Consider the following 21,682-nt stretch of genomic DNA (forward strand, 5'->3'; position numbering starts at 1 on the left):
CAGTGACGATGATCCCCAATGCCCAGCCGATCCCGGCAGACCGCGTGGCGCGCCTGACCGCCGCGCTGCCGTTTTTCCTGTCCTTCGTGCTGATCCCGCTGGTCTGGCTGGGGGCAATTCTGGGCGGCTGGTGGGTGCTGCTGACGCCGCTGGCGACGTGGTACCTGTTCACGGCCATCGACGTCGCCACCGGTTTGAACAGCGCCAATGCGGACCTTGAGACCTCTGAAGACCAGTTGTTCTGGTACAAGCTGCTGACGCAGGTCTGGGTGCCGGTGCAGTTCGTCACGCTCTTCGGGCTGATCTGGTACGTCACGCGCTCCGACCTGAACGGGTGGGAGACCTTTGGCGTGATGTTCGGCACCGGGGTGATGACCGGCACTGTGGGCATCGTCTACGCGCACGAGTTGCTTCACCAGCGCAACAACTTTGAACGCTGGCTGGGGGACATCCTGCTGGCGATGGTGATGTATTCGCATTTCCGCACCGAGCATCTGCTGGTGCACCACCGCTACGTCGGAACCCCGCGCGATCCGGTGACGGCGCGGTACAACGAAGGCTTCCACCGATTTTACCCGCGCGTGTTGAAGGAGTCGTGGCATTCGGCCTTTCGCGCCGAAAAGGAGCTTCTGGCGCGGCGCAACATGCCCTGGACGCATCATGCCAATCCGTTCTGGCGCTACTGGGCGTTGCAGGCAGCGATGATCTGGCTGGCCTGGGCCTTGGGCGGGTGGGTCGGTGTGGGGCTGTTCCTCGTGCAGGCGGGCGTCGCGATCTGGCAGCTGGAAGTGGTCAACTACGTCGAACACTACGGTCTGACGCGGAAATACCTTGGCCATGGCAAGTACGAACATGTCCTGCCGCGCCATTCGTGGAACGCCTCGCATCGGGCAACGAACTGGCTGATGATAAATCTGCAGCGGCATTCCGACCATCACTACAAACCCGACCGGCGCTTTCCCCTGTTGCAGACCTATGGCGAGGACGAGGCGCCGCAGCTACCCTTCGGTTATCCGCTGATGGCGATGTTCGCGATGATCCCGCCGGCCTGGCGACGGGTGATGAACCCCAGGGTCCGGGCGTGGCGGCGGCAATATTACCCCGAGATCGACGACTGGCGGCCTTACAACAAGGCCGAGCATCCCATTCCGCGGTAGAAGAGCTTTCGACGAAAGCTCTTCGCGCACCAAGGCTTTTCGTCCGAAAAGCCTTCGACCCGTCAATAGCCTTCGATGATCAGCCGGGTGTCGAGATCGACGAAGCGCGGGTCTTCCTCGGGATACTGCGTGGCCGCTATGGCGTTGGCCATGGCCGTCAGCTGTGGGTCGCGGGCAACTTCGGGCAAGGTGGCGTTGAACCAGACCAGTTCCAGCGGGACCAGATCGCCTTCGGGGGCGGGCAGCAGGTTGCCCTGAGCGCCCTTGCTGGTGGAATAGGTGATGCGCTGGGCGATGGCCTCGGGCACGTCTGCCGGGACCGGGGAAAGGGAGGCGCGTTGCACCGGGCTGCCGAAGTGGTCGAGGAACAGCCCGAGGATGCCAAAGCGGACTGGCGCGGGTTTGCGACCCATGTTCATCCGGTCCAGCTCTTTGGGCAGGGCCGTGGCCATGTCACGCAGCATTGCGGGAACCATGGCTGCACGCCCCCGTCAGCGCCAGGCCAAGCACCAGCTGCAGGTGGCCCGACAGGGCGGCGTAAGACGACAGTTGCCAAGCCCGTTGGGACGCAAGGGTGCTGCGATGGTCCAAAAGCCGCAGTTCCAGCCCGGTGCGCCATGCCTGCCAGTCGACCTGGGACAGATCTGTTGCAGAGGTCTGCGTGGCGTGGGCGCTGAGCAGGTGAAAGTGCGCCAAGAAGGCCAGGCCGCCGATGTAGTCGGTCGTCCCGGCGATGCGGCGATCAATTGCGCTGCTGATGCGGGCCCACTACGTCTCAACGGTGCGGTTGGCGAGATGCTGCTGCACATTCCGCAGCGCTGTGTCCGGTTTGACCTTGCCGTATTTCATGACCGTTTACCCTTGGTGACGGGCGGACTGTCGTCGCGCGGATGAACGCCGTCAAGCGGCCACGACATGGCCCTTAAGTCGCACCCGGCTTGCTGCGGGGTGACAACGCCGCGTTGCAGCGCTATAGCGCGCGCGATTGCATTTCCCGCGTGAGGACACCCACCATGACGACGCTCGTTTTCGGCCACAAGTCGCCCGACACCGATTCCACCGGCTCCCCGATCTTCTGGGCCTGGTACTTGAACTCCAAGGGCGTCGATGCGAAGCCCGTCCTGCTGGGCGAGCCGAACACCGAAGCGGCCTTCATGCTGCAGCACTGGGGTCTGGACAAGCCCGAGATCATCGCCGACGTGGCCGAGGGCCAGAAGGTCGTGATCGTCGACACCAACAACCCGGCGGAACTGCCGGCAGGCATCAACGCCGCCGACATCACCGCGATCATCGACCACCACAAGCTGGTCGGCGGTCTGGAAACCAAGGGTCCGATCGACATCACCGTGCGCCCGCTGGCCTGCACCGCCACCATCATGGTCGACCTGATCGGCGCCGAGGACATGGCGAAAGCGCCCCGCGAGATCAAGGGCGCGGCGCTGACCTGCATCCTCTCCGACACGCTGGAATTCCGTTCGCCCACCACCACCGCGCATGACCGCGCCGTGGCCGAGAGCCTCGCTGCCGATCTGGGCGTGAACATCGCCGACTACGCCGCCGAGATGTTCGCAGCGAAGTCCGACGTGTCGGCCTTCTCGGACGCCGAGCTGCTGCGCATGGACTCCAAGGAATACACCGTTGACGGCAAGGAATTCCGCGTCTCCGTTCTGGAAACCACCGCGCCGAAGACCGTGCTGGATCGCAAGGACAGCCTGATGGCGTCCATGGTCGACGTGGCCAAGGAAGACGGCGCCGACCAAGTGCTGCTGTTCGTGGTGGACATCCTCAACGAGGAAGCCACCCTGCTGGTGCCCAACGACCTGGTGAAGACCGTGGCCGAGAAGTCCTTTGGCGCGACCGTCACCGGTGACACCGTGGTGCTGCCGGGGATCATGTCGCGCAAGAAGCAGATCATCCCGAACCTGAAGGTCTGATACCGACCGACCGCCGGACCGGGGTTCTGCCCCCGAGCCTGGGCTTCGCCCCCGGAGATATTTGTACCAAGAAGAAGCAGGGGCCGTGTCGCGTGTTGCGAGGCGGCCCTTTTCTATTGCGGGTCGATGAAGGGCAGCGGTTCGGCGAGGGTGATGGCCTCTGGGGTCAGGCGGCAGGCGAGGGCCATCGCCTCGACGCCCTCGGTGCGGGCCTGTGTGAAGGCGGTGGCATATTTCGGGTCAATGTCGGATGCGAGGGTCACGCGTGTCGCGTCGGTGCGCTGGATGAGGTAAAGCATGACCGCGCGGTGGCCTTTCTGCGCGACCTGGGCCAGTTCGGCGAGGTGTTTCGTCCCGCGCGCCGTCACGCTGTCGGGGAATTCGGCAAGGCCGGGCTGGCGCGAGAGGGTGACGGATTTTACCTCGACGTAGGTGTCGGGTTTGCCGGGGTCGGTCAGCAGGAAGTCGATGCGGCTGTTTTCACCGTATTTCTGCTCCGGTTTAACGCTGGCGTAGCCATCGAGTCCCGAAACTTCGCCCGCCATCAGCGCCTCTTTCAGCACCCGGTTGGCGGCGGCGGTATCGACGCCGGTGAAATGGCCCGCCCCGTGATCGACCAGCCGCCACGCCCATTTGAGCTTTTTCTTCGGGTCGTCGTTGGGTTCCAGCCAGATGCGCTGGCCTTCGGCGGCGAGGCCCAGCATGGAGCCGGGGTTGGCGATATGGGCGGTGATCTCGCGCCCGTCGTCCAGCCTGCAATCCGCCAGGAACCGCTTGTAGCGGCGTATCAGTGTCGCAGGCACCAGTTGTGTTTGAAAGCGCATGAGGCGAGCCCTATACGTTAACCAACGAGACGCGCAAGTTTCTTGCGCCCGTTGCGCCTGACTGGACGGAGGACCGACATGCCCAATCCCACTGCCGCCATGCTGGTGATCGGCGACGAGATCCTGTCCGGGCGGACGCGCGACAGCAACATGCACCATCTGGCGCAGGCCTTTACCCGGCACGGCATCGACCTCAAGGAGGTGCGCGTGGTCTCGGACGACCGCGCGGCCATCGTCGGCGCGGTGCAGGCGCTGGCGGAGGCCTATGACCACGTGGTGACCTCGGGCGGGATCGGGCCGACGCATGACGATATCACCGCGCCTTGCGTGGCGGAGGCGTTCGGCGTGGCGATCAGCGTGCGCGACGACGCCCGCGCGATCCTTCAGGCGCATTACGACCGCTCCGGCACCGAGCTCAACGAGGCGCGGTTGCGCATGGCGCGCATCCCGGACGGGGCGGCGCTGATCGACAACCCGGTCTCTGCCGCGCCGGGGTTTTCGCTGCGCAACGTGCATGTGATGGCGGGCGTCCCGAGCGTGTTCGAGGCCATGGTGGCGAGCCTCCTGCCCACCCTGACCGGCGGCGCGCCGATCCTGTCTCAAACGCTGCGGCTGATGCGTGGCGAGGGCGAGGTAGCGCTGCCGCTCGGCGCGCTGGCAGAAGAATTCAGCGACCTGCAATTCGGCAGCTACCCGTTTCAGAAGGACGGTGTCTACGGCACGAACCTCGTGGTGCGCGGCACCGATGCGGGCCGCCTCGATGCGGCCATGACGCGCCTTCACGCGTTGTTCCCGGGCTGAGCCATGATCAAGAACAAGCCCGACCTGCCCCGCCTTTTCGACACGCTTGACGCGACCTGGCCCGCAGCGGCCAAGGTGAATACCGGCCCCTGGACACTGCGCGAGGGGCGCGGCGGCGGCAAGCGCGTGTCCGCTGCAACCTCCCGCGATGCCTGGCGGGTGGACGATGTGACCGCCGCCGAGACGGCCATGCGCCTGATGGGACAGGAGCCGTTGTTCATGATCCGCCCGGACATGAACGTCGGCGACGAAACGCTGGACATCGCTTTGGACTCCCAAGGCTACGAAAAGGCCGACGAGACGCAGCTTTGGCTCGCGCCCATCGACCGCCTGACTGACATGAAACTGCCGCGCGTCTCGGCCTTTGCCATCTGGGAACCGCTCGCCATCATGCGCGAGATCTGGGAGGACGGCGAGATCGGCGAGGCGCGCCAGCGGGTGATGGACCGTGCGGCGGGGCCAAAGACCGGCCTGTTCGGGCGGGTCAGCGACCGTCCGGCGGGCGCGGGGTTCTGCGCCATCCACGGCGACACGGCGATGGTCCACGCGCTGCACATCAAGGAAGAGCACCGCGGCAAGGGTCTGGGCGGCTGGATGATGCGCTGTGCGGCAATCTGGGCCGCGTCCAAAGGCGCGCGCTGGATCAGTTGCGCGGCCACCGCTCGGAACGATGCCGCCAGTGCGCTTTATACCTCGTTGCAGATGGACGTGGCAGGGCGTTACCATTACCGCATTCTTCATACCGAAAGCGACGACACGTGAGTGACACCAATCCCACCGCCCTGAACCTCTCCCCCGTCGATCCGCTGCCGGAGCCGACGCAGAAGTACTTCGATGTCTGCCAAGACAAGCTGGGCATGGTGCCGAATGTCCTGAAGGCCTACGCCTTTGACATCGACAAGCTGAACACCTTCACCGCCATGTACAACGACCTGATGCTGGCGGACTCGGGTCTGTCCAAGCTTGAGCGCGAGATGATCGCGGTGGTGGTCAGCTCGGTGAACAAGTGTTTCTACTGCCTGACGGCTCATGGCGCGGCGGTGCGACAGCTGTCCGGGAATCCGAAGCTGGGCGAGATGATGGTGATGAACTGGCGGGTGGCGGACCTGTCGCACCGTCAGCGCGCCATGCTGGCCTTCGCCGAGAAGATGACCGTCGAGTCCTTCAAGATCGGCGAATACGACCGCGAGGCGCTGCGCGATGCGGGCTTCAGCGACCGTGACATCTGGGACATCGCCAACGTGGCGGGGTTCTTCAACATGACCAATCGCGTGGCCTCGGCCACCGACATGCGGCCGAATGACGAGTATCACGCGCAGGCTCGGTAAGGCACTGGTCGCGCTGCTGCTCGCTCAACCAGTGGCGGCGCAGGACCTGTCGCTGCCGAAATCCGCCGAACGCACGCTGAGCACCGTGCAGGACCCCGGTGCCTATGCGCTTCCGACGGGGGCGTGGACGAACGGGCGGATGCCAACCGCGCGCATCGAGGGCCGGATCGAGGTCGAAGCCTGGCGGGTGCCGAACTCTGACCTGAGCGCCTTCCAGATGGTTCAGCCGCTGCGCGATGCGCTTGCGGCCAGCGGCTACGAGATCGTGCTGGACTGCGCGGCGCGGGCCTGCGGTGGGTTCGACTTCCGGTTCAACACCTTGGTCGTCCCGGCGCCGCAGATGTACGTTTCGCTCGACGATTACCATTTCATTTCAGCGCGTTCGCCTGACGGTGCCGTGTCCGTGCTTGCCAGCCGGGGCGCGCGGGACGGCTATGTCCAGATCGTGCGCGCCGGCAACGGCGTGAAAGCGGCGGTCAAGACCACCGCGGCGGTGGTCATGCCTGCCGAGGCACGCGGGCTGGCCGAAGCGCTGGAAGCCGAGGGCCATGTCGTGCTGCCGGACGTGATCTTTGCCTCGGGCTCTGCCGCGCTGGGCGGCGGGGCGGTGGGATCGCTGGACACGCTGGCGCAATACCTGAAGGCCAACCCGAACCGTCGGGTGATGATCGTCGGGCACACCGATGCGACCGGATCATTGCAGGCCAACCGAGCCGTGTCGCTGAAGCGCGCCGAGGCCGCCGTGGCCTACCTGACGGACAAGGGCGTCGCCGCAACCCAGTTGCAGGCCGAGGGCGCGGGCTACATGGCCCCGGTCGCCACCAACCTCACCGAGCAAGGGCGCGAGGCCAACCGCCGGGTCGAGGCGGTGCTGCTCTCCACCGACTAGCGCACCCAGCCCGTGCCGATGGCGCGCGCCCAGGTCTCGCGGCCATGCTGGCGGGCAAGCGCGACCATGCGGGTGGTGTCATAGGGAACGTGGTGAAAGCTGCTGGCCCAGCCCGTCGCACGCGGCTCGACGATGGCGTAACAGGCGGCGGAGGTCGCCGCCTCCATCACATGCGGGACGGGGTGGTCGTCGGTGTAACCCGGACAGCCGACGCTGCCGGGGTTCAGGATGACGCGCCCGTCGGGCAGATCGACACGGCGTGGAATATGCGTGTGCGCGCATAGAGTCAGCGGGACACGAACCACGGCCATGGCCTCGATCTCGGCCCGCGGGCGCAGCTGCGCTTCGCCATCGGGGCCAAGGGTGTCCAGCCAGTAGGTCGTGTCGCTTTCCGGCGTGCCGTGGCACAGGAAGATCCCCTCCGGCAGATGCAGCTTCGGCGGCAGCCCGCGCAGCCAGTCCATGTGATGCGGCCCGATCTGGTCGAACGCGACACGGTCCGAGGGGATCATGTCCTCCGGCGCCTGTTCCGTCAGGTAGCGGTCGTGGTTACCCCGGATGCAGGTGATCTGCCGCGCCATCAGCAGGTCGGCGCACTCCCGTGCCGCCAACGGACCACTAAGATGGTCGCCCAACGCCACGATCCGACGAACACCCCGCGCCGCGATATCCGACAACACGGCGTGCAGCGCGTCGGCGTTTCCGTGAATGTCGGCAATGACGGCGAGTGGATCCATGATGCGCTCCCTGTGGTTGCGACCATCAGGCACGGGCAGCCGCGGCAAGGCAAGTCTGAACCCCGCCGCTGGGACGCCGCAGCAAACGCAGCGCTATATCATACAACGAAAAGAACCCCCGTCGACTTCTGTCGGCGGGGGCCAGTTGGTGCCTAGCATCAGGCGGGGAAGTACCGCGACGGGCGGGCATCCGAAATCCGCCCGTCACCTTGGTATTCTGTTATATCGTTACCATTTGTCCGGGCCCTTCTCGGCGAAGGCATGGACCAGGAAATCAATGAAGGCGCGAACCTTGGGCTGGGTGAAGCGACCCGGCGGGTAGACGGCATAGACGCCCTGCATCTCCATCGGCAAGTCGGGCATGGCGTCCTCGACCAGTCCGGCCTCCATCGCGTCGTGGTATAGATAGGACGGCAGGTAGGCGATGCCGAGGCCACCGATGCAGGCGTTCAGCAGCGACTGGCCATCGTTCACGGTCAGCCAGCCCGCCGTGCGCACCTGGCGCTTTTCACCCGAAGGCGCGGTCAGCTTCCAGACGTTACCGGAGGACTGGTTGCTATAATGTAACAGCTTATGTTCGTTCAGATCGTCGATCCGTCCCGGACGGCCGTATTTTTCGAAATACGAGGGCGCGGCGATCATGCGCTTGCAGGTCTCTGTCAGCTTGCGGGCCCGCAGGGTCGAGTCTTCCAGCTCGCCGATGCGCACGGCCATGTCGAACCCTTCGGAGATCAGTTCGACATACCGGTTGTTCAGCACCATGTTCACGGTGATGTCCGGGAATTCCGCAAGGAATTCGCCCAGCACCGGCGACAGGTGGTTCACACCGAAATCGGTCGCGACAGAGATCCTCAGCAGGCCCGAGGGGGCGGACTGCATCGAGGTCACCAGCGCGTCGGCCTCTCCGGCGTCGTTCAGGACGCGACGGGCGCGGTCGTAATAGGCCAGACCGATCTCGGTCGGCGAGACGCGGCGCGTCGTGCGGTTCAGCAGGCGGGCACCAAGCCGCGCCTCCAGACTGGACACGTGTTTCGAGACAGCGGACTTGGAAATCCCCATCTTCTTGGCCGCGTCGGTGAACCCCCCCTGGTCCACCACCGTGGCGAAAGCCTCCATTTCCGTAAGACGATCCATTCCCGTCTCCTCGTCGTTCCTTTGTCCTGACAAGGGATGACGTCGAATCAGGGCCGAATTCGGGCGCGGGGGGGACAATCTTGAGGTTTCTGCCGTGACCGTGGCGCAGCGGGAAACGCGGAAACAGAGTGTAAAAAAACCCCCACCCGAGGGGACGGGCGGGGGCCGGGACAGGCACCCAAGCGGGGACATGGTGCCTATTCTATACGTTCATAAGGGATCAGGCGGCCTTGCGGCTGTGCTGACCTTCCTCGATTTCCTCGACAATCTTAGACACAAAGTCCTTCAGGTCGTCGGGGTTGCGCGAGGTGACGATGCCCTGATCGGCAACGACCGAGGTGTCCATCACCTTGGCACCGGCGTTTTCCAGATCCGTGCGGATCGAGGTGTAGCTGGTCATCTCGCGACCGGCCACCAGACCGGCCTCGATCAGCAGCCACGGTGCGTGGCAGATGGCGGCGATCACCTTGCCCTGCTCGGCAAAGGCCTTGATCAGCGCGATGGCCTCCGGCTCCACCCGCAGCAGATCCGGGTTCATCTGGCCGCCCGGCAGCACCAGCGCGTCATACTGGGTGGCATCCGCGTCAGCGATCTTCAGATCGGCCTCTGCCTCTCGGCCCCAGTCGGAGCCTTCCCAACCTTTAATGGCCTTGCCGTCCAGCGTAGCCACCTCGACGGTCGCACCCTTCACCCGCAGCTGGTCGCGCGGGAATTCGAGTTCGGACTGCTCAAAGCCGTTGGTGGCAATGATCAGGACCTTTGCATTTGCGATGTCGGTCATGGGGTCTCTCCTCTTCGTTGTTTCACCATGCAGAGGACGGGCCGGGTCGGCGCTGCTCCGCTTTCAGAGCCATAACGGGGAGGGGACCGCCTTGGTTCCCGTTCTTGATTTTTCTCCTCATGATTGCATGTCTGTTTGGTGTGCTTCTTTCGGTGGCGGTGGTGACAATGGCCCTGTTGATTTCAGACCAGCAGTTTCGCGACTTTGATGAACGCGCCCGCGACGGGCTGTTTGCCGACATCGACGACGAACTTTCGGCCTGCGGGCCAGAGATGCCAGCGGACCGGCGCCGCGCGCGACTTGCCGCGTGCCGCGAGGATTGTCGCAATTTCGGCTTCGAAGGGGATTACGCGATCTGGTGCTACTGCCTGCTGTGTTTCCAGACCGACACGCGCTGGGCACTGGATGCCGGATTCCGCGAAGAGTATCGCCGCTACTTGGCCACGTATGGTGACGTTGACCAGTTGCCCATCGACCTGTGGGAGGTGGCCGAGCAATGTGGAGCGTAATCGGCAGGATTCTCGTCGAGGGCGGCAAAGCAGCACTGCGGCACGCAGGCAAGATATTCCGGCGCAAGCCCAAGGTTCCGGACAGCGCCAAGCCCGGAAAGGGTGGCACCGGAAACAAAGGCGGCAAGGGTGCGCGGCGGACCTGCGACCCGAAGAACCCGTATTGCGGACAGTCGCGCGACAAGCTGGAGAAATCTCGCAGCAGCTACGAGAAATTGCGCGACGAGCACATGCAGAAGCTGGAGCAATGGAAACGTGATCCCCTGTCCATGGACAACAAGGGAACCTATCGAAACGCTCCAACCCCCGAAGCGCGCCAGAAGATATTTGATGGACGCGCGCGGGCTCTGGAAAAGCAGATCGCGAAGCACGAAGGTGAATTGCGCAAGATCAACGAGGCTCTCGAGGTATTGGGGAACTGAAGATGCAGACGGACCGGATCAACCTTCTGACGCTGGCAGTGTTGCTGCAGCGCATGGTCGAGGACTACAAGCAGCGCGGTTTGCATGACGTGGATCTGGCTCAGAACGACGCTTACCTCGCCTTGCCCACGGACGAGATGTTCGCGGTCTACGAGGAGCCGGGGCAGCCTTTGCCAGTCGGCTCTCTGGAGGATGACCTCGAAGGGCTTGTCGAACTGATGCGTTCTGATGCCCGGCCCGCCACCGCCGTGGATTTCGAGCGTATGGGCAATCTTCTGCGCGCCGTGTCAGAAGTCATCTCACGCTGACATCGGCACTGCTTCGGCGCGAAAGGATCAGGCTGGTCTGCCTGATCCCGCCGTCAGGTCGACGCATCACGGGTGCGCCGAGGGCCCGACCACAGGGTCAGTCGCTGTTGCACCCAGCCAACGGCGCAAGGGGCCCTGGCCTTTCGGGGCGCGCTCGGGCCCGTGCCAGTCCTCGTCGCGGGTGACGAACATGGTCAGGGCCAGCGCGGCAAAGGCGAGGGTCGATCCGGCGATCAGCGCGTGATCGGCGCTTTGCAGGATGACGTAGAGCACGGCGTAGACCACCGACAGAACTGCGCCCAGCCCCAGTGCCCGCACCCCCAGCTTCAACCCGACAAAGCCGAAGAGGGTCAGCAGCCCGATGACCGCTCCTGCGGCCAGAAGGTAAGCGGCGGTGAAACCGATCGCCTCGGCATAGCTGACCATCAGCAGCACAAAGGTCGTTTGTGCCAGCCCCGCCAGCAGGTATTGCACCGGGTGCGCGGGCCTGTCCGACGTGCGGTCCATCAGCAGGATCGTCAGGAAGGTCAGACCGACGAAAAGGATCCCGTAGCGCGCCGCCCGCCATGCCTTTTGATAGAAGTCATTCGGCGTCACGTAGGACACACCAAAGGCCGCCGCGCGCCGCGCCACCGGGTCCGGGTCCGACCGCCCCGCCTGCGGCAGGGACCGCGCGAGATGCGGGATGGTCCAGCGGGCGGTGAACCCGTCCTCGGTGACCTCGGAACTGTCCGGCAGGAAGGCCCCGGCAAAGGACGGATGCGGCCAGTCGCCGGTCAGGCTGACAAGGCTCTCGCGCCCCAATGGCGTCAGCATCAGCTGCTGCGCGCCGTTCAGACCCAGCGTCAGGGCATAAGCCGCGCGTTGGCGCGGGTCGCCGATCAGCGCCACCAGACCGGCGCGATCCGCCATCGGTTCCAGCGCCAGTGCCGCGCCGCCCTCCTCCAGCCGCGCCACGCCGCGCAGGCCGCGATTGTCGCTGACCGTCATGTGCAGGGCGGCCTCGCCCCACAACAGCCGATCCTTCGGCCCGATCTGTGACACCGCCGCCTCGGGGGCAAAATCGAAACTGGCCGTCAACCGACCGGAATAGACCGGCACGCGAAAGATGCCGCGCGCGCGCTCCTGCGTCTCGGTCGAAACCTCGGCGTCGAAGGTCTCGGGCAGCAGGTAGACGGGGTCGCTGCGCTCGATGACGACCTCCTCGAAGCGCTCGAACAGCGCCTTGCCCTCCTTTCCCAGCAATTGCGCGCCGGTCTCCGGGTCAAGGCGCGGGCGCGTGTCCATCCGCGTCACGGTGGTTTCGACCGGGATCACCATGATCGGGCCGGACAGCACCTGCGCCCCGCCCCACTCCTCACCGACCGACGCGGCAGTGGCCTCCTGGTACTCCGCCCGCGCGCCAACGATCTCGGCGGCAAAGAAGGTGGGGACGGACATCAGAAGGGTGAGGAAGCCGACCGTCAGGAACCGCCTGCCGGGGGACGAGGGCCGAGGCTGTGCGGCGGGGCGTGGTGTTTCCGGCGGCTGTGGCATGTGAATGCTCCTGTCTGACTTTCCTGACGGGTATCGCACGCCAAATGTGCAGAAGCCGACGCAAGGTCGTGCAGGAACCGTGCAGATCCGCCCCTTGCGGGACGCCGCCGAACAGGACACACCCGACCGGCAATGACAGGGGGCAGACCATGCAGATCCGAGACGCCGTCGAGAGTGACCTCCCAGCCATCCTGACGATCTACAACGACGCGGTCCTGCAGACGACGGCGATCTGGAACGATACACCCGTGGATCTGGACAACCGCCGTGCATGGCTGGCGGACAGGCGACGCGCGGGCTACCCGGTCCTGGTGGCAACCGAGGGTGAAACCGTGCTCGGCTACGCCTCCTTCGGCGACTGGCGCGCCTTCGACGGCTACCGCCACACGGTCGAACATTCGGTCTACGTCGCGGCAGAGGGCCGGGGCAAAGGAATCGGCCGCGCCCTGATGCAGGCCCTCATCCCGCGCGCTCGTGCCCTGGGCAAACACACGATGGTCGCCGGGATCGAGGCCGGGAACACCGCGTCGATCCGGCTTCATGAAACGCTGGGTTTCCGACAGGTGGGCCTGCTGCCGCAGGTCGGTTGCAAGTTCGGCCAATGGCTCGACCTTGCCTTCCTGCAACTGACGCTGGACGACCGGCCCGCGCCGTATGCGTGAAAAACGGCGCCGACCTGAACATGTCGCGCCTTTGGCACCGGCTCACCGTCGAGGGGTCCCCCTCGCGCCCCCCCGAGGTATTTGGATCAAGATGAAGGGGAAGCAGATCTCCCGCCTTCACCTTGATCTCAGCTTCCCCGGGGGCCCGGGGGCGCAGCCCCCAGACGGTGTCTAAAGGGCCGCAGCTCCCAGACGTACCCTCAGAAGCCTCAGGCGAGGTCCAGCACCGCCGGCCCGCAGGACACGGTGCAGACGCCCGGGTTCTCCTCGGCGGCCAGCGCGGTCACCTTGCCATCCTCGACCACCATCGCATAGCGCTTGGAGCGGTCGATCAGCCCCGCAGGCGGCGCGGTGAACTCCATCCCCATCGCCTTGGTGAACACCGCCTCGCTGTCCGCAAGGAAGGTGATCCCCGCCTTGTCCGCTCCGGTGTGCCGCGACCACGAATCCATCACGAAAGGGTCATTGACCGAGATACAGATGATCTCGTCCACGCCCTTGGCCGTGAACCCGTCCTTTGCCTCGATGAACGACGGCACATGGGCGTTGGTGCAGGTGCCGGTATAGGCCCCCGGCAGCGCAAAGATCACCAACTTGCGCCCCTTCGCCAAGTCGCCCAGCGCCACGCCTTCGGGCCCGTTTTCGCCAATACGCAACAGAGTTGCCTCCGGCAGCATGTCACCCTGTGAAATCGCCATCTTTCCGTCCCTCCTTGGAATTGCGTTTCCTGCCTGCCCTACCTAGTGTGCGCGCTAACTCGGAACAGGCCCCGCGTGGGCACAAAATCAGGGAGAGGGACCATGAGCAAGGTCGTTGTTGTGGGCGGTGGTCAGGCGGCTGCCTCGCTGGTGGCGCGTCTGCGCTCCAAGGGCTTTGATGGCGCCATCACCCTGATCGGGGACGAGCCCGTTCCCCCCTACCAGCGCCCGCCCCTGTCCAAGGCCTACCTGCTGGGTGAAATGGAGGAGGAACGCCTCTATCTGCGCCCCGCCACCTACTATCCCGAGAACGGCATCGACCTGCACCTGAACGAGACGGTGACCGGCATCGACCGTGACGCAAAGACCGTCATGGCCGGGGGCAAGGCCATCGCATACGACCACCTCGCGCTCTGCACCGGGTCGATCCCGCGCCGCCTGCCCGCCGCCATCGGCGGTGACCTCGCCGGCGTCTTCTGCGTACGCACACTGGCGGACGTGGACGCCATGTGCCCCGCCTGCGTGTCCGGCAAGAAGGTCCTCGTGGTCGGCGGCGGCTACATCGGCCTCGAAGCGGCCGCCGTCTGCGCCAAGCTCGGACTGACCGTCACCCTGGTCGAAGCCGCCGACCGCATCCTGCAACGCGTGGCCGCGCCCGAAACCTCCGCGTGGTTCCGCGACCTCCACACATCCCACGGCGTCGATCTGCGCGAAGGCACGGGCCTCGTCCGCCTTCTCGGTGAGGATCACGTCACCGGCGCGGAACTGGCCGACGGCACCACCCTCGACGTGGATATGGTCATCGTCGGCGTCGGCATCACCCCGGCGCAGGCGCTGGCGGAAACCGCCGGGCTGGAGATCCTCAACGGCATCGCCGTGAATGCGCAGGGCCAGACCTCCGACCCGGCCATCTGGGCCGCAGGCGACTGCGCGTCGTTCCCGCATGGCGATGGCCGCATCCGCCTCGAATCCGTTGGCAACGCCATCGACATGGGTGAACTGGTGGCCGACAACATCATGGGGACCACCCGCGACTACACCGCGAAACCGTGGTTCTGGTCCGACCAATACGACGTGAAACTGCAAATCGCCGGGCTGAACACCGGCTATGACAACATCGTCACCCGTCAGGACGGCGAGTCCCTGTCGCATTGGTACTACCAAGGCGACACCCTGCTGGCGGTGGACGCCATGAACGACTCGAAATCCTACATGGTGGGGAAACGCCTGATCGAAGCGGGGAAATCCCCGTCCAAGGCCGACATCGCCAACCCGGAGACGAACATGAAGGCCCTGCTGAAAGCGTGAGGATCATCGCCGGAGACTGGCGCGGCCGCCGCCTCGCCAACGTGGGCAAAGGCGACCCGGGCGCGCATCTGCGTCCCACCACCGACCGCGTGCGCGAGTCGCTCTTCTCCATGCTCTCCGGCGGCCGCTTCGACGGGCCAGAAGGTGATCCCTTCGACGGCGCCCGCGTGCTCGACCTGTTCGCAGGCACCGGCGCCCTCGGCCTCGAAGCGCTCTCGCGCGGAGCGGATCACTGCACCTTCGTGGAAAGCGGCCGCATCGGCGCGGGCCTCATCCGCGAGAACCTCGACCTGCTGAACGGCCACGATTACGCGACGCTGCTGACCTGCGACGCCACCCGTCTGCCACCCGCGCCCGAACCCGCCAGCCTCGTCTTCCTCGACCCACCCTATGGCAAATCCCTCGGCACCAAGGCCCTGACCTCAGCCCTGTCCCAAGGCTGGCTCGCCCGGAACGCCCTGATCGTCTGGGAAGAGTCGGCCCCCCAACAGCCCCCGGCAGGCTTCACCCTGCTCAACAGCCGCCGCTACGGCGACACCCACGTGACCCTGCTCCGCGCGCCCTAAAAACACTCCCTCCTGCGCCCCATCACCAAGCGTCCCACGCCGACGATCAGCGGCGCGCCCCTGCCTTCATCTTGATGGAAATACCCTCGGAGGGGTCCGGGGAGGCAGAGCCTCCCCGGCATTCGATTTGGCGTCGCCAAATCGCACCCACCCCCAAAACCTGCCTCACAAACCAGCCGCCAACCTGACCCCCTGGTCAATCGCCCGCTTCGCGTCCAGCTCGGCGGCCACATCCGCCCCGCCGATCACGTGGCACGTCAGCCCCGCCGCCTCCAGCGCATCCGCCAAAGACCGCTCGCTCACCTGCCCGGCACACAGAACCACGGTGTCACAGGCGATCACCTCGGGCCGCTCTCGCGCCTCGCCGTAGGACACATGCAACCCCGCATCGTCGATCCGCTCGTAATTCACCCCGGCCTTCATCTGCACACCCTTCATCTGAAGCGTCGCCCGATGGATCCAGCCCGTCGTCTTGCCCAGACGCTTGCCCGGCTTCTCGGCCTTGCGCTGCAACATCACCACCTCGCGCAAAGGCGCATCCGGCTGCGGCCCCTCGGGCGCCAGCCCCGACCGTACCGTTTCCGGGTCCGTCACGCCCCATTCGCGCATCCAGTCCGGCAGGCTCTCCGTCGGGCTTTCCCCGGTCACCAGGAACTCCGACACGTCAAAGCCAATCCCCCCGGCCCCGATAACCGCGACCCGCTTGCCCGGCTCCGCGCGACCCCGCAAAACATCGACATACCCGACAACCTTGGCATGATCCTGCCCCGGAATGCCGGGATCGCGCGGGTTCACGCCCGTCGCCACGATCACCTCGTCAAAGCCCACCAAAGCGTCGACATCAGCCTCAACGCCCAGCCTCAGCTCGACCCCGGCCTCGTTAAGCGACGCCCGGAACCAGTCCACCAACCCGTGGAACTCCTCCTTGCCCGGCACCTGCTTGGCCATGTTCAACTGCCCGCCGACCTCCTCGGCGCGGTCGAACAACACCACCCGATGCCCGCGCTGCGCCGCCGTCACCGCCGCCGCCATCCCGGCAGGCCCCGCGCCCACCACGGCCACGGATTTCACCGCTGCCGCAGGCTCGACCTTCAAAGTCGTCTCGAACGCCGCACGCGGGTTCACCAGGCAGGACGACACCTTCCCCGAGAACGTGTGATCCAGACATGCCTGGTTGCAGGCGATGCACGGCGCGATCAGGTCCGCCCGCCCCCGCGCCGCCTTGTTCACGAACTCCGGATCCGCAAGGAAGGGCCGCGCCAAGGACACCATGTCCGCACAACCCTCCGCCAACACCCGCTCCGCCACCTCCGGCGTATTGATCCGGTTGGAACAGATCAGCGGGACCGACACCTTCCCCATCAGCTTTTGCGTCACCCAGGCAAAGGCCGCCCGCGGCACACTCGTGGCAATCGTCGGCACCCGCGCCTCGTGCCAGCCAATCCCGGTGTTGATGATCGTGGCCCCCGCCGCCTCGACAGCCTGCGCCAGCTGCACGACCTCCTCATGGGTCGACCCATTGGGCACGAGGTCAATCATCGACAGGCGGAAAATCACGATGAAATCGTCGCCCACCGCAGCGCGCACCCGTTTCATCACCTCCACGGGCAGGCGCATCCGGTTCTCGTACGACCCGCCCCAGCGGTCCTCGCGCTTGTTGGTATGGGTCACGAGGAACTGGTTCAGGAAGTATCCCTCCGACCCCATCACCTCGACACCGTCATAGTCCGCCTCGCGCGCCCGCGCCGCCGCCGTGGCCATGTCACTGATCTGCTTCTCGATCCCCTCCTCGTCCAAAGCCTTTGGCGGAAAGGGAGAAATCGGCGACTTCACCGCACTCGGCGCAACGCAGTCCGGCCCGTAGGCGTAGCGCCCCGCGTGCAGGATCTGCATCGCGATCTTGCCGCCCCCCTCATGCACCCGGTCCGTGACCATCCGGTGATTGGCAATGTCCTCACCCGAAAACAGCCCCGCTGCGCCGGGGAACACGCCCCCCTCGCGGTTCGGCGCCATGCCGCCCGTGACCATCAGGCCGACGCCGCCGCGCGCCCGCGTGGCATAGAACTCCGCCACCGCGTTCCAATCGCCCCGCTCTTCGAGGTTCGTGTGCATGGACCCCATCAGCACCCGGTTCTTCAACGTGGTAAACCCAAGGTCGAGCGGGCGCAGCAAATGCGGATATGCGGTCATGGTAAGCCTCCCTAAATCAGGGCGCAGCACACACGATCAGGCTTCCCTTGTCACGCGACACGTCACGTCAGTCGCGGCTCACGGCAAACGGGCAACCACGAAATGATTGGGCAGACCCGCCGGGTAATCTCCGGTCTCGACGATGTCAAAGCCCGCCTGAACAAGCTCCTGCTCCCACTCCGCGACCTTGAGGAAGTGCGCCACGCTCGGCGCCTTGCCAAAGCACTGCATCCCCCAGACGACTGGGCGCAGCCAGGGCTTGTGCCCTAGACAGGGCGTTTTCGAGATGAACAAACCGCCCGGCGAAAGCCTATCCTGCACATGCGCCAGAACCGCCCCGCGATCCTCCACGAGATGCATGAGGTTGAAGGCGCAAATGGCGTCAAACCGTCGACCGGCACCCGCCGTCTCTGCCGCGGCCTGCTCGAAGCTCACCACTGGAACGCCCGCTGCCCGCCCCCGCGCAATCCGCAGCATCTCTCCCGATAGATCGGTCCCGAGGTAGTGCGCCACGGATCCAGCCAGTCGCAAAGCAGTCGTTCCGGTTCCGCACCCGATCTCCATCACCGACATGTCAGAGCGCAGCCAGGCGCGCACCCGCTCGAGCGTCCCCGCATAGGCGGTTTCGTTGCCAACCGCCCGCGCCGCGTATCTGTCCGCAATCCTGTCCCAGAATGCCACATCAGCCATGGTGCCCTCCGCTGTAGTCGCGAAATGACCCTAGCCCTGATGATCGCCCAACGGCCATCCACAGTTTGCGCAGAGTATCCATACAGGACGGCATGCAAAGAAGGCTTGCCGCTTTGCGCCCACCATGACTTGCCCCAAAATGTAGCCTCCTGTCATCGAACCAGAGGCTTTAAGGACACGCAACGTGACAGGAGCCAGCGCCCTCAGTTCAATTCAAATCGTAGATATGCCTAATCCCTGCGGGTTTCCGTGACGTGCGCGTTGAGCGGCACAATTTCACCCGGAACTCCCCAGACGCTGAATTCGAAGCGCCGTAGCGCACTTTCCGATACTGGCCCCGAAGGGTCACGTGGCCTGCTGAGCGTTCAGGCCGCCCGCATTCCTTCTTCCGTGCCATCGCCCTCCTCCATGGGCCATCCCTGATCCTCGTCCTGAGCCGACACGCGCCCTCCGCCAGCCCCCATCCGCGTCGTGAACCCTTCCATGCGTCCTGCCAGATCCTGCGCGGCGCGCGCGATCCGGTCAGACATTGCTGCCAGCTCTTCGCTCATGGCAGCGGTGGACTGAGTGTTGTGGTCGATTGCGGTCATGGTGCGGGTCAGTCCGTCCAGCGCCTCGCTCTGCTCGGCACACTTTGCGCTGATCTCCTTGTTGAATGTGCTCACACGATGCACCTCAGCCCTGATTTCTTCGAGAGAAGCAATAGCGCCAGACACCAATTCCACGCCCTCGCTCACCCGCTCCTCGCTCTCGACGATAAGGTCGCGAATGCCGCTGGCGGCCTCGGCGGTGCGCTGCGCCAGTTGCTGCACCTCCATCGCCACAACGGCGAAGCCCTTGCCGGATTCCCCGGCACGGCTTGCTTCGACGCCAGCATTCAGCGCCAGCAGGTTGGTCTGGAAAGAGATGTCGTCGATCAGGTCGATGATGCGCGCGATCTCACCCGACGAACTCTCGATCGAGCGCATCGCCTCCATGGCGCGACCGGTGATCTCGCGCGAGCGCTCCGCCTTTGAATTGGCTTCCTGCGCTGCGCGCGAGGCTTCCCCCGCCTTTTCCGCCGTGGACCGTACCGCATCGGTCATCGCGCCAAAGGTCGCGTTGGTCTGCGCCAGATCATGTGCCTGCGATTCCCCACGGCGCGACAGGTCGGTGGTCGAAGCAGTCAGCGCCGCAGCCTCGTCGTGGAAGGTGTGTGCCGCGCTCGCCGTCTCTGCGATGGCGCCGCGCAGCGTTTCGACCGCACCGTTGAAATCGCGGCGCATCTCCTCATAGCCGCCCTCGAGCCGCTGTTCGATCACACAGGTGAGGTCACGTTGCGCCAACCGGCTGAGCCGCGCACGCAGCAGATCGACCACTTGCGTGGCCCGCTTCTGTGCGTCTTCGGCCTGCGACCGCGCCTCGCGCGCTAGAGCGCTCTGCCGCGTCTGCTCCTCTGCCGACGCACCCAGCTGAGCCAGCATCCGATTGCGGCTGAGGACCCGCATAACCAGCACCCCGGTTTCGATGAGTACGATCACCGCATGCACACCCGTACGGAACACGTTTTCCATCAAATCAGCGCTGGGATAGACCAGCGAAGGAAACCACACCGTGAACGTGATGTGATGCACCGCGGTCAGGGCCGCGCACCACAGCAACAACGAGATCGACGCCAGCGAGGACACGGCCGCCAGCATCACGAAGAACAGCATGTGCATGTCCAACTGCCAGCCATTCCCGGCCGACGCGGCGGCCGCCATCATCGGCAAGCCCGTCATCGCAGCAACCAACGTGAAATCACTTGCACGCGTGCGTGTACGCCGCGCCAGAAAGCCCAGTGCCATCATGACTGTGACCCCCACAAGCGGAATGGCGACGCTTGTCCCTGCATGCCAAGCCGCCACGGGAGGAAACGGCGCAATCAACGCCATGGCGACCAATGACAGATTGCAGGCTTCGCGCGAGGCGACTTCGGATTTCACAGTCATGCGGAACGGCCCCGTATCGAAAAGCGCCGGGGTCCAAACGGACCCCGGCGCAGCAACGATTAGCCGTCTCGTCTTGCCATCCCCTTAATGGCTGCCGTCACTCAGCCGCGTTTCGGGCCGGTAACACCCAGTCAGGCCTCGGAAAATGACAAGTGTAACCATTTGGCAGACGCTGCAGGTAGTCCTGATGCTCGGCCTCCGCCTGCCAGAAATCACCCACCGGCTCGACCTCGGTCACGACCTTTCCAGGCCACAACCCGGATGCTTCGACATCCGCGATGGTTTCCAGCGCACAGGCTCTCTGAGCGTCATTTTCGTAATAGATCGCAGAGCGATAGCTCATCCCCAGATCGTTCCCCTGCCGGTTCGGCGTCGTCGGATCGTGGATCTGAAAGAAAAACTCCAACAGCCGACGATACGAAATCCGCTCCGGATCAAAGAGGATCTCGATTCCCTCCGCATGGGTCCCGTGGTTGCGATAGGTCGCATTTTCCACATCTCCCCCGGTGTAGCCGACCCTTGTGCTCTCCACTCCGGGCAATTTGCGGATCAACTCCTGCATTCCCCAGAAGCATCCGCCCGCCAAAACAGCCCGTTCCGTCATACCACGTCCTCCACCTGGGCCAGGTACGCACCGTACCCTTCCGCCTCCATGTCCTCTTTGGCGATGAATCGCAGCGCCGCCGAGTTGATGCAATAGCGCAGGCCACCGCGATCCATCGGCCCGTCCGGGAACACATGCCCCAGATGACTGTCACCGTGCTTCGAGCGGACCTCGACCCGCACCATCCCGTGGCTCAGGTCGCGCAACTCGACCACGTTGTCCGGCTCGATCGGTTTTACAAAGCTCGGCCAACCGCACCCCGATTCGTATTTCGCGGCGCTGGCGAACAGAGGTTCACCCGAAACGATGTCCACGTAGATGCCCGCAGCCTTGTTCGACAGGTATGCACCGGTCCCCGGCCGCTCCGTCCCGCTCTCCTGCGTGACGCGGTACTGTTCCGGCGTCAGCTGTTCGATAACCTCCGGGCGTCGTTCATATTTTGCCACGATTTCCCTCCTGTGCGGCCGCGTCTCAACCATGATGCATCAAATAGGGGCTGTTGCCGATAAGCAAAGCTCGGCGAAACATCGCACACGGGTTCGTGCGTGAGGGTTGCGTGAATTGCCTGCGCCTGCCATGTAACAGGCGGGTGACGACCGCTTTCTCCCAAGATCACGAAAGTCGCCTCGGGCGC

The 21,682-nt window shown here is 65.0% G+C and carries 25 protein-coding genes; 12 read left to right on the forward strand and 13 right to left on the reverse strand.

From position 1 onward, the window contains the following. The first annotated feature begins 8 nt into the window (after window positions 1-8). On the forward strand, window positions 9-1,157 hold the full coding sequence (locus ACP16H_RS19050; protein ID WP_425073888.1) for an alkane 1-monooxygenase: 1,149 nt from the start codon (window positions 9-11) through the stop codon (window positions 1,155-1,157). Between the two features lie 62 nt (window positions 1,158-1,219). Here the strand turns inward: ACP16H_RS19050 and ACP16H_RS19055 are convergent, their stop codons facing one another. Next, complete coding sequence (locus tag ACP16H_RS19055; RefSeq protein ID WP_425073832.1) at window positions 1,220-1,633, reverse strand: hypothetical protein; 414 nt, start codon at window positions 1,631-1,633, stop codon at window positions 1,220-1,222. Beyond that, window positions 1,611-1,853, reverse strand: coding sequence for a hypothetical protein (locus ACP16H_RS19060; protein WP_425073833.1), 243 nt, complete (start codon window positions 1,851-1,853; stop codon window positions 1,611-1,613). Before ACP16H_RS19060 ends, ACP16H_RS19055 begins: the two co-directional genes overlap by 23 nt. Window positions 1,854-2,170: 317 nt before the next feature. On the opposite strand from ACP16H_RS19060, the gene ACP16H_RS19065 reads away from it, so the two are divergent. Then, window positions 2,171-3,091: a manganese-dependent inorganic pyrophosphatase gene (locus ACP16H_RS19065; protein WP_425073834.1), complete on the forward strand. Its 921-nt coding sequence runs from the start codon at window positions 2,171-2,173 to the stop codon at window positions 3,089-3,091. Between the two features lie 113 nt (window positions 3,092-3,204). On the opposite strand, the gene sfsA is transcribed toward ACP16H_RS19065, so the two are convergent. Further along, the gene (gene sfsA / locus ACP16H_RS19070; protein ID WP_425073835.1) at window positions 3,205-3,915 is read right to left on the reverse strand and encodes a DNA/RNA nuclease SfsA; all 711 of its coding nucleotides are present in this window, start codon (window positions 3,913-3,915) and stop codon (window positions 3,205-3,207) included. A 78-nt stretch (window positions 3,916-3,993) separates the two neighbouring features. On the opposite strand from sfsA, the gene ACP16H_RS19075 reads away from it, so the two are divergent. Genes ACP16H_RS19075 through ACP16H_RS19090 form a run of 4 tightly spaced genes read left to right on the forward strand, consistent with a single transcriptional unit; the run spans window position 3,994 to window position 6,933 of the window. After that, complete coding sequence (locus ACP16H_RS19075; RefSeq protein ID WP_425073836.1) at window positions 3,994-4,716, forward strand: competence/damage-inducible protein A; 723 nt, start codon at window positions 3,994-3,996, stop codon at window positions 4,714-4,716. A 3-nt stretch (window positions 4,717-4,719) separates the two neighbouring features. Further along, window positions 4,720-5,478, forward strand: a complete 759-nt coding sequence (locus ACP16H_RS19080; protein ID WP_425073837.1) for a GNAT family N-acetyltransferase — start codon at window positions 4,720-4,722, stop codon at window positions 5,476-5,478. Then, the gene (locus ACP16H_RS19085; protein WP_425073838.1) at window positions 5,475-6,044 is read left to right on the forward strand and encodes a peroxidase-related enzyme; all 570 of its coding nucleotides are present in this window, start codon (window positions 5,475-5,477) and stop codon (window positions 6,042-6,044) included. Before ACP16H_RS19080 ends, ACP16H_RS19085 begins: the two co-directional genes overlap by 4 nt. After that, entirely contained in the window at window positions 6,016-6,933 is a 918-nt protein-coding gene (locus ACP16H_RS19090; protein ID WP_425073839.1) for an OmpA family protein, read from the forward strand. Before ACP16H_RS19085 ends, ACP16H_RS19090 begins: the two co-directional genes overlap by 29 nt. Here the strand turns inward: ACP16H_RS19090 and ACP16H_RS19095 are convergent. From ACP16H_RS19095 to ACP16H_RS19105, 3 genes are all read right to left on the reverse strand, one after another. Further along, window positions 6,930-7,670 carry a metallophosphoesterase family protein gene (locus ACP16H_RS19095; RefSeq protein WP_425073840.1) on the reverse strand — a complete coding sequence of 247 codons (741 nt, stop codon included), beginning with the start codon at window positions 7,668-7,670 and terminating at the stop codon, window positions 6,930-6,932. The genes ACP16H_RS19090 and ACP16H_RS19095 overlap by 4 nt on opposite strands. Before the next feature lie 228 nt (window positions 7,671-7,898). Further along, a complete protein-coding gene (locus tag ACP16H_RS19100) occupies window positions 7,899-8,804 on the reverse strand; it encodes a LysR family transcriptional regulator (protein ID WP_425073841.1) in 906 nt (301 codons plus the stop codon). A gap of 220 nt (window positions 8,805-9,024) precedes the next feature. Continuing rightward, complete coding sequence (locus ACP16H_RS19105) at window positions 9,025-9,585, reverse strand: type 1 glutamine amidotransferase domain-containing protein (protein WP_425073842.1); 561 nt, start codon at window positions 9,583-9,585, stop codon at window positions 9,025-9,027. Between the two features lie 104 nt (window positions 9,586-9,689). On the opposite strand from ACP16H_RS19105, the gene ACP16H_RS19110 reads away from it, so the two are divergent. The 3 genes from ACP16H_RS19110 to ACP16H_RS19120 are packed head-to-tail and all read left to right on the forward strand — an operon-like array spanning window position 9,690 to window position 10,824. Beyond that, window positions 9,690-10,094: a hypothetical protein gene (locus ACP16H_RS19110; protein WP_425073843.1), complete on the forward strand. Its 405-nt coding sequence runs from the start codon at window positions 9,690-9,692 to the stop codon at window positions 10,092-10,094. Then, window positions 10,082-10,516 (forward strand): hypothetical protein, encoded by a 435-nt coding sequence (locus ACP16H_RS19115; protein ID WP_425073844.1) that lies wholly within the window; start codon window positions 10,082-10,084, stop codon window positions 10,514-10,516. Before ACP16H_RS19110 ends, ACP16H_RS19115 begins: the two co-directional genes overlap by 13 nt. A 2-nt stretch (window positions 10,517-10,518) precedes the next feature. Continuing rightward, window positions 10,519-10,824 carry a hypothetical protein gene (locus ACP16H_RS19120; protein ID WP_425073845.1) on the forward strand — a complete coding sequence of 102 codons (306 nt, stop codon included), beginning with the start codon at window positions 10,519-10,521 and terminating at the stop codon, window positions 10,822-10,824. A 66-nt stretch (window positions 10,825-10,890) separates the two neighbouring features. On the opposite strand, the gene creD is transcribed toward ACP16H_RS19120, so the two are convergent. After that, window positions 10,891-12,360 (reverse strand): cell envelope integrity protein CreD, encoded by a 1,470-nt coding sequence (gene creD, locus ACP16H_RS19125; RefSeq protein WP_425073846.1) that lies wholly within the window; start codon window positions 12,358-12,360, stop codon window positions 10,891-10,893. A 149-nt stretch (window positions 12,361-12,509) separates the two neighbouring features. On the opposite strand from creD, the gene ACP16H_RS19130 reads away from it, so the two are divergent. Then, window positions 12,510-13,022, forward strand: a complete 513-nt coding sequence (locus ACP16H_RS19130) for an N-acetyltransferase family protein (RefSeq protein ID WP_425073847.1) — start codon at window positions 12,510-12,512, stop codon at window positions 13,020-13,022. 209 nt (window positions 13,023-13,231) lie between these two features. Here the strand turns inward: ACP16H_RS19130 and ACP16H_RS19135 are convergent, their stop codons facing one another. Then, entirely contained in the window at window positions 13,232-13,720 is a 489-nt protein-coding gene (locus ACP16H_RS19135) for a peroxiredoxin (protein WP_425073848.1), read from the reverse strand. 102 nt (window positions 13,721-13,822) lie between these two features. On the opposite strand from ACP16H_RS19135, the gene ACP16H_RS19140 reads away from it, so the two are divergent. Both ACP16H_RS19140 and rsmD read left to right on the forward strand, forming a co-directional pair. After that, on the forward strand, window positions 13,823-15,028 hold the full coding sequence (locus tag ACP16H_RS19140; RefSeq protein WP_425073849.1) for an NAD(P)/FAD-dependent oxidoreductase: 1,206 nt from the start codon (window positions 13,823-13,825) through the stop codon (window positions 15,026-15,028). Then, window positions 15,025-15,594, forward strand: a complete 570-nt coding sequence (gene rsmD, locus ACP16H_RS19145; RefSeq protein WP_425073850.1) for a 16S rRNA (guanine(966)-N(2))-methyltransferase RsmD — start codon at window positions 15,025-15,027, stop codon at window positions 15,592-15,594. The genes ACP16H_RS19140 and rsmD overlap by 4 nt, the downstream gene beginning before the upstream one ends. A gap of 165 nt (window positions 15,595-15,759) precedes the next feature. On the opposite strand, the gene ACP16H_RS19150 is transcribed toward rsmD, so the two are convergent. From ACP16H_RS19150 to msrB, 5 genes are all read right to left on the reverse strand, one after another. Then, window positions 15,760-17,784, reverse strand: a complete 2,025-nt coding sequence (locus ACP16H_RS19150) for an FAD-dependent oxidoreductase (RefSeq protein WP_425073851.1) — start codon at window positions 17,782-17,784, stop codon at window positions 15,760-15,762. A gap of 78 nt (window positions 17,785-17,862) precedes the next feature. Then, window positions 17,863-18,474 (reverse strand): class I SAM-dependent methyltransferase, encoded by a 612-nt coding sequence (locus ACP16H_RS19155; protein WP_425073852.1) that lies wholly within the window; start codon window positions 18,472-18,474, stop codon window positions 17,863-17,865. Window positions 18,475-18,839: 365 nt separating this feature from the next. Continuing rightward, window positions 18,840-20,303, reverse strand: a complete 1,464-nt coding sequence (locus ACP16H_RS19160) for a methyl-accepting chemotaxis protein (RefSeq protein WP_425073853.1) — start codon at window positions 20,301-20,303, stop codon at window positions 18,840-18,842. A gap of 238 nt (window positions 20,304-20,541) precedes the next feature. Continuing rightward, window positions 20,542-21,048 carry a peptide-methionine (S)-S-oxide reductase MsrA gene (gene msrA, locus ACP16H_RS19165; protein ID WP_425073854.1) on the reverse strand — a complete coding sequence of 169 codons (507 nt, stop codon included), beginning with the start codon at window positions 21,046-21,048 and terminating at the stop codon, window positions 20,542-20,544. Continuing rightward, on the reverse strand, window positions 21,045-21,494 hold the full coding sequence (gene msrB / locus ACP16H_RS19170) for a peptide-methionine (R)-S-oxide reductase MsrB (RefSeq protein ID WP_425073855.1): 450 nt from the start codon (window positions 21,492-21,494) through the stop codon (window positions 21,045-21,047). The genes msrA and msrB overlap by 4 nt, the downstream gene beginning before the upstream one ends. Between the last annotated feature and the right edge of the window lie 188 nt (window positions 21,495-21,682).

The sequence above is a fragment of the Sagittula sp. S175 genome (genome assembly GCF_049800975.1).
GTDB lineage: Bacteria > Pseudomonadota > Alphaproteobacteria > Rhodobacterales > Rhodobacteraceae > Sagittula.